4 protein-coding genes are annotated in these 7,181 nt (G+C 31.2%); all 4 read right to left on the bottom strand.

From position 1 onward, the window contains the following. A partial coding sequence (gene infB / locus VK071_10625) for a translation initiation factor IF-2 (protein ID HLR35763.1) occupies window positions 1-1,153 on the bottom strand: 1,153 nt, incomplete at its 3' end. Between the two features lies 1 nt (window position 1,154). Next, window positions 1,155-2,246 carry a transcription termination factor NusA gene (nusA, locus tag VK071_10620; protein ID HLR35762.1) on the bottom strand — a complete coding sequence of 364 codons (1,092 nt, stop codon included), beginning with the start codon at window positions 2,244-2,246 and terminating at the stop codon, window positions 1,155-1,157. Between the two features lie 16 nt (window positions 2,247-2,262). Further along, a complete protein-coding gene (rimP, locus tag VK071_10615) occupies window positions 2,263-2,727 on the bottom strand; it encodes a ribosome maturation factor RimP (protein ID HLR35761.1) in 465 nt (154 codons plus the stop codon). 150 nt (window positions 2,728-2,877) lie between these two features. Then, window positions 2,878-7,146 carry a PolC-type DNA polymerase III gene (locus VK071_10610; protein HLR35760.1) on the bottom strand — a complete coding sequence of 1,423 codons (4,269 nt, stop codon included), beginning with the start codon at window positions 7,144-7,146 and terminating at the stop codon, window positions 2,878-2,880. Window positions 7,147-7,181 lie beyond the last annotated feature (35 nt).

Genomic DNA, 7,181 nt, shown 5'->3' with positions numbered 1-7,181 from the left:
CAGTTTTTACTCTTTCGCCATTATCATTGAACATAGCACGAACCCTTCCAAAAGCAGATCCAGAAACTACCATATCCCCTACCTTTAAAGTTCCTTTTTGGACAAGAACAGTCGCTACAGGCCCTTTTCCTTTATCCAATTGGGCATCAATTATAGTTCCTACAGCTTTTCTACTAGGATTGGCTTTTAGTTCCTCCATTTCAGCAACTAATAACACCATCTCCATTAATTCATCTATACCCTCATTTCTTAGTGCTGACACAGGAACACATATAGTGTCTCCACCCCAATCTTCAGGAACTAAACTATACTCTGTTAACTCTTGTTTAATCCTATCAGGACTTGCCTCTGGTTTATCCATTTTGTTAATAGCCACTATTATTGGGACATTTGCAGCCTTAGCGTGGTTAATAGCTTCTACGGTTTGGGGCATAACCCCATCATCTGCAGCTACTACTAAAATAGCTATATCCGTTACTTGAGTTCCCCTAGCCCTCATAGCAGTAAAAGCCTCATGGCCAGGAGTATCTAAAAATACAATTTTCTTATCATTATTTGACACTATGGAAGCACCTATATGTTGAGTTATACCTCCAGCTTCCTTTTTTGTTACTTGAGTTTTTCTAATAGCGTCTAAAAGAGAAGTCTTACCATGGTCAACATGGCCCATTACAGTCACAACAGGAGGTCTAGATTTTAAATCCTTTTCATTATCTTTATAATCTAAATTAAACTGCTCAAATTCGTCCTCTACAATTTTGTCAACTTCTTCAATAGGTTCAATTGAAATATTAAATTCATCTACCACAATACTTGCAGTATCAAAATCTATTTCTTGATTTTGATTTACCATAATTCCTAAACCTATTAATTTAGTAATTAATTGACTAGAAGAAATACCTATTTTTTCTGCTAAATCTTTTACTACAATAGAATCCCCTATCTGAAGAACGTTTTTCTCTTCCTTTTCATTAGTTTCTTCACTCTTATTTCCCTCATCTTCTAAAAGTTCCTTAATTAATTCAGCTTCCTCATCATTAATTGTACTCATATGACTGGTAATATCTAAATCTAAATCACTTGTTTTTTCTATTAAATCTTTACTATTCATACTTAATTCTTTAGCTAATTCATATATTCTAATTTTTGTCAAATTATACACCCCCGTTATTATTTATAGGTGAGTCATCTTCCTCTAGCCCCTCTTTTTCCTCCTTATACTGACTTTCATTTTTTATATCAATTTTCCAATTTGTAAGCTTTGCAGCCAATCTAGCATTTTGGCCTTCCTTACCTATGGCTAATGAAAGTTGATAATCTGGAACAACAACTACGGCAGACTTTTCTACTTCATTAAGTTCCACTTTTAAAGCTTTCGAAGGACTTAAGCTATTTGCTATAAACTCATCCATGTCTTTACTCCAAACTACAATATCAATTTTCTCACCATTTAATTCATCAACTATTGCTTTTACACGGCTACCTTTAAATCCAACACAAGCACCTACTGGATCTACATTAGAATCCTTTGAGCTGACAGCCATTTTCGTCCTAGAACCAGCTTCTCTAGAAATAGCATATATATCTACTATTCCCTCATGAATCTCCGGTACTTCTAATTCAAATAGCCTTTTTACCAAATCAGGATGGGATCTTGATAGTATAATTTGAGGCCCTTTAGTAGTTTTCTTCACTTCTAAAATATAAAGCTTAAGTCTATCACCTTGTTTATATATTTCTCCCTCTATTTGTTCATTAGGGGGAAGTATTCCCTCAGTTCTACCTAAGTCTATATAAGCAACATTTTTACTTACCCTTTGAACCAGTCCAGTAATTATTTCATTTTCCCTATCTATAAACTCGCCAAATATTACATCTCTTTCTGCTTCTTTTATTTTTTGCATTACAACTTGTTTAGCTGTTTGGGCTGCAATTCGTCCAAAGTTTTTCGGTGTTACTTCTAAATTAACAATATCCTCTAATTGGAATTTATCATCAACTTTTTTTGCTTCCTCTATATTAATTTCCAAAAATTTATTTTCCACTTCATCAACAACAACTTTTTTTGCAAAAACCTTTACCTCGCCGGTTACTTTGTCAATTTCAACATTAACATTTTGAGAAGAACCAAAGTTTTTCTTGTATCCTGAAATTAATGCAGATTCTAATGCATCAAAGATAATATCTTGAGAAATTCCTTTTTCTCTCTCTATTTCTTCAAGAGCCTCTATAAACTCAGCATTCATTCTAAATAAACCTCCTCTAAAATTTAACAGCTAATTTAATTAGAGATATTATTTCTTTAGGAAGTTGGGTCTCTATTCCTTGATCATCTCTAATTTCTACATACTCTTCATTAAAACCTATCAATTCCCCAGAATATTTTTTCTTCCCATTTAGATTACTATATAGGCTAATATCTACATCTCTTCCTATATTTCTATTTAGGTCCTTATCTGTTTTTAAAGGTCTATCTAAACCAGGAGATGAAACCTCTAAATAGTAACTAACTTCTATAATATCAACTTCATCTAATTTTTCACTGACAATCTCACTCATTTTCTGACAATCATCTAAATTAACACCACCGGGCTTATCTATATATATTCTTAGAAAATATTCCGAATGTTCCTTAACAAACTCTAAATCTACTAATTCATATCCTAAAGCCTCAGCAGCTAATGTACTAATTTCATTCGCTGAATCTAATATTTTTTTTCTACTCAATTAAATCACCTCCACGGTATAAACCTATTTTTTCTTAAATTAAAAATATTATTCTTCCCTATAAATAAAGTAAAGAGTGGGTCCACCCACTCTCTACTGAAAAAGATTCCTCTCATTGTCAATATCATTATAACATAGTATGGCGAAAAATCAAATATTAAAAAGGTTTATCTGGTTGGCTTCTGGTAATCCATAGAAACAATTATGTTCTTTCAAAGCTTCTATTACCGTCTTACTAACCTTAGCTCTAGTAGCAAAGTCTTCTATCGATATAAATTTCCCTTTTTCTCTCTCCTTAACAATATTTCTAGCAGCCCTTCCTCCAACTCCTTCTATAGTTTTTAATGGTGGAATAATACCGTTAGTTCCTATTAAGAATTTGTCACTGTGGGATTTATATAAATCTACATTTTCAAAATTATACCCTCTACAATACATTTCTAAAACAACTTCCAATACAGTTAATAAATTTTTTTCCTTTGCTGTTTTATCATTACCTAAACTTTCTAATTGCCTTATCTTTTCTTCCACAACCTTTTTACCGTTCAACACTAAACCTGCATCAAAATCATTAGCTCTAGTAGTAAAATAAGTAGCATAAAAAGCTTCTGGATAATGAACCTTATAATAAGCAATCCTAAAAGACATCATAACATAAGCTGCAGCATGAGCCTTAGGGAACATATATTTTATTTTATTACAAGAATCTAAATACCAATCTGGCACATTAATTTCTTTCATCTGCTTTTCATCATCATCACTTAAGCCTTTACCTTTTCTAACTTTCTCCATTATCTGGAATGCTAACTTTTTATCTAGTCCCTCATAGATTAAATAAAGCATAATATCATCTCTTGTAGAAATAACATTGCTTAAAGTAGCTTTTCCTTCTTTTATTAAATCCTGAGCATTATTTAACCAAACATCAGTACCGTGAGAAAGACCACTTATTCTTACAAGTTCTGCAAAAGTTGTTGGCTGTGTATCAACTAACATTTGTCTTACAAACCTAGTTCCAAATTCAGGGATTCCTAAGGTTCCTACTTCACAATTAAAGTCTTTTTCATTGAGGCCTAAAGGTTCAATACTTGTAAATAGCTTCATAGTCTCTTCATCATCTAAAGATATTTTAAGAGCATCCTTATCAGTAATATCCTCTAACATCTTTATTATAGTAGGAACATCATGACCTAATATATCTAATTTTAGTATTTGTTCACTTATAGAATGATAATCAAAATGAGTCGTGATAACTCCAGAATCTTTATCATTTGCTGGGTATTGAATAGGGGAAAAATCATAAATATCTTTATACTCTGGTACAATCATAATACCACCTGGATGCTGTCCTGAAGTTCGTCTAACGCCAGAGCATCCTTCCACCAATCTATTAATTTCAGCTGGATGAACATAGCCATCTTTTTCATCAAAATATTTTCGTACAAATCCATAGGCAGTTTTACTTGCAATAGTTCCAATAGTACCTGCCCTAAAGACAAAGCCTTCTCCAAATAAATCCTCTGTATACTTATGGGCTACTGGCTGATACTCACCAGCAAAATTTAAATCTATATCTGGTTCTTTATCCCCTTCAAAACCTAAGAATACTTCAAAAGGTATATCATGGCCATCTTTATCTAATTTATTATTACAATTTGGACAATCCTTATCAGGTAAATCTATGCCAGATGCTACAGAACCATCTTCTATAAATTCACTATACTTGCATTTTGGACATACATAATGAGGAACTAAAGGGTTTACCTCTGTTACTCCACTCATGGTAGCTACAAAAGAAGAACCAACAGAACCTCTAGAACCAACTAAATAACCATCCTTTAATGATTTATTAACAAGCTTTTCAGCAATAATATACATTACTGCATATCCATTTTCTATAATTGAATTTAATTCTCTGTTTAATCTTTTCTCCACAATATTTGGTAATGGATCTCCATAAATATCTTTTGCTTTATTAAAAGTAATGTCTTTTAATTTCTCATCTGAACCTTCAATTACTGGCGGATAAGTTCCCTCTGGAATTGGTCTTAAATCATCACAAGCGTTGGCCACCTTTTGGGTATTATATATAACAACTTCCTTTGCTTTTTTCTCTCCTAAATAATCAAATTCAGCTAGCATTTCATCTGTTGATTTAAAATATAAAGGTGGTTGTATATCTGCATCTGAAAAACCTTGGCCAAACATTAAAATTCTTCTATAGATTTCATCTTCAGGCTCTAAAAAATGAACATCACCTGTAGCAACTACAGGTTTTCTAAATCTTTCCCCTAAACCAACAATTTGCTTATTTATCCTTTTGAGCTCCTCTTCATCTTTCACTAATCCCTTTCTAATTAAGTGGTTATTATTGCCAATAGGTTGAATCTCTAAATAATCATAAAATTCAACAATACTTCTTATTTCATTAAAATTCTTATTAGTTAATATAGCCTTATATAGTTCTCCAGCCTCACAGGCACTACCAATAATTAAACCTTCTCTATATTTATCCAATATAGATTTCGGTATCCTAGGCTTACGATAAAAATGTTCTAAATGAGACAATGATACAAGTTTATATAAATTCTTCAGTCCAGTTTGATTCTTCGCTAATATTACTATGTGGAAAGTTTCTTCATTTTTTATATTTTTATTAGAAAGCAATCTTTTGTTTATATCATCTAAAGTTTTAATGCCCTTATCAGATAATGCATCTAAACATTTCAAGAAAATATTAGCCGTAGCCTCTGCATCATTTACCGCCCTATGGTGGTCCTTTAATTCAACATTTAAATATTTAGCTACCCTATCTAATTTATAGCTTTTTAATTGAGGAAATAAAGCTCTCGTCAATCCTAGAGTATCTAATACTGGATTAGTTATATTAATCCCTATTTTGAAGAAATTTTCCCTAATAAAGCCAATGTCAAAACTTGCATTATGGGCAACTAATATTGTGTCTTTAATAAACTCATAAAATTCAGGTAGTATTTCATTAACTTTAGGCTCATTCTTTACTAATTCATCACTTATTCCTGTAAGTTCTACAATTTTCTCTGGTATAGGTACTCCTGGATTTACTAACTGGTTATATCTATCAACAATTTTACCATCTTCAATCTTTACTGCCCCTATTTCAGTAATTCTATCATTCTTAGGGGAAAGACCAGTAGTTTCAATATCAAATACTACATAGCTGTTGTTTATATCATCGTTTGTCTCCGATACAATAAGCTTACTATCATTTATTAAATAACCCTCTAGGCCATAAATGACTTTTATACCTAGTTCCTCACTAGCATACATAGCATTTGGAAAACCTTGTACAACTCCATGATCAGTAATAGTAATTGCTTTATGACCCCATTCTTTAGCCCTTTTAGCTAAATCAAAAAAATTAGTAACCCCATCCATAGAACTCATTTTAGTATGAAGATGAAGTTCTACTCGTTTTTCTTCAGAATAATCTTTTCTCATAGGCTTTTCGACTACATCTAATGATTTAAGCATTATTACAGTATATCTAGAGTAAGTGTCATATACTGCATTGCCTTCTATTTTTACAAAAGCTCCATTTTTAACATGGTTTTCAAACTTTTCATAATCTTTTTTGCCTAAAAATACTTTTACGGCCATAGAATAAGTATAATCCGTTATATTAAAGGTAAATAATTTTTTATTTCCCCTTATATCCCTAGTTTCTAAATCAAATACTTCTCCCATGACTACTACATTGCCACTTTCGTTGTTTACATCCTTAATAGGGATTGTATCCCCTTTTATTTTCTTACCATAGGAATATCCATTACTTAGGGTTCTAGGTTTATTAACCTTCTTATTATTAGAACAATTCACCATTCCTTTAGCAATTTCCTTTTCAGCCTTAACAGACTTTTTAACTATTTCTCCATTTTGTTCCCTAAAGCTTTTACTTATAATTTCCACCTTAATATTTTTATTTAGTTCATTATTTATTTTACCTTGAATTTTCCTATCCACTGAATTGCTTTTCATAGCATATAATAATATTTCATTACTAACTTTTAAAATTAAACTATTATTATTTACTTCCCAATCTAGTTTATCCCCCCAAGCTGTACTTGAAGGGACCTGATTTTGAATTAAATAAAGTATATTATCCCAATACTTATCCATTATATCTCCAACACTAATATCCTCTAAATCATAGTTCATTCTAAAATTAATATGGAACCTATAATTAAATTTAGTAGTAAAATATTCTTTTAATAACTCAAATATTTTATCATCTATTATAACCTTTGAAGACAGTATTATATTTAATATATTTTTTTCAGTATTTACATATACTTTTTTTAAATAAAGATTTTCTATATCACTTATTTTTTTAAGTTTAGAATTATCATCTATAATTGATTCTAATTTTTTTCTTGGCATATATTTTTTAGGGTCCCCCTCTAACACTTATAGTA

The organism is Tissierellales bacterium, from assembly GCA_035301805.1.
Taxonomy (GTDB): domain Bacteria; phylum Bacillota; class Clostridia; order Tissierellales; family DATGTQ01; genus DATGTQ01.
This window is presented reverse-complemented; position numbering and strand designations above follow the sequence as displayed.